We start from the raw sequence: 913 nt of genomic DNA on the forward strand, positions 1-913 counted from the left end.
GTGTGCTGGGCGGCCTGCGCCCCGAGCCCTTCGGCCTTGAGGCGCGGGTACGTGTGCTTGCGCAGCTCGTACTCACGCGGCACGCCGTGCTCGAACGCCACCTCGGAGACCCAGCACGCCAGGTCGTTGACCGTGCGCAGGGTGGAGCGCAGCGCGGCGGCCTGCTCGGCCTCCGGCATCAGCTTCACCTGCGTCACGATCTTCACGGGGGGTGATCATACCGTTGGTCTATGTCACCACGCTGGGAGCCGAACCCCAACATCCGCAGGGGCCATAGGGTCGTGTACTCGCGTACACCCTCCGCGCCCATTTGGTCTTCACGCCCAAGTACCGGCGCGGCCCGTTCACCGACGAGATCCTTACGCGCTGCGAAGAGATCATGCGGGCCGTGTGCGCCGACTTCGAAACCGAGCTGGTGGAGTTCAACGGCGAGGCCGATCACGTCCACCTGCTCGTGCACTATCTGCCCAAGGTCGCCATCTCCCGGCTGGTCGGCTCCCTCAAGGGCGTCTCCGCCCGCAGGCTCCGCCAGGAGTTCCCCGGCCACATCCGCACGTACCTGTGGGGTGACCACTTCTGGTCGCCGTCCTACTTCGCCGCATCCTGCGGCGGCGCACCGCTGGCGATCATCAAGGAGTACATCGAGAACCAGAAACGTCCCGGCTGAGGCCAATAGTGCAGACCCGTGCGCCCGTGCGGGTCAGAGCAGTGTTAAGAAGCGCTTCCTCCCGGGCGTGAACGCCCGGGGTTCCGCGCTAGACCATGCTGAACACCCTCGTGACCGCGCTGTACGTGAAGATCGACGACGAGATCGGAGGGACCCGGCGGATGGGACGGCCGCCACTGCTGACCGACTCCGAGCTCGTCTGCCTTGCCCTGGCGCAAAGCCTGTCTCTTATACACATCTCCGAGC

The 913-nt window shown here is 66.2% G+C and carries 1 protein-coding gene and 1 pseudogene; one reads left to right on the top strand and one right to left on the bottom strand.

Translation table 11 applies throughout. The annotated features are described in order from the left end of the window. Positions 1-206, bottom strand: a pseudogene (locus ACFRCG_RS48640) (RNA-guided endonuclease TnpB family protein); the annotation flags it as partial. Between the two features lie 104 nt (positions 207-310). On the opposite strand from ACFRCG_RS48640, the gene tnpA reads away from it, so the two are divergent. Beyond that, on the top strand, positions 311-667 hold the full coding sequence (gene tnpA / locus ACFRCG_RS48645) for an IS200/IS605 family transposase (RefSeq protein WP_380043097.1): 357 nt from the start codon (positions 311-313) through the stop codon (positions 665-667). The last annotated feature ends 246 nt before the right edge of the window (positions 668-913 follow it).

Origin of the sequence: Embleya sp. NPDC056575, assembly GCF_042793325.1 — a bacterium.
Lineage (GTDB): Bacteria > Actinomycetota > Actinomycetes > Streptomycetales > Streptomycetaceae > Embleya.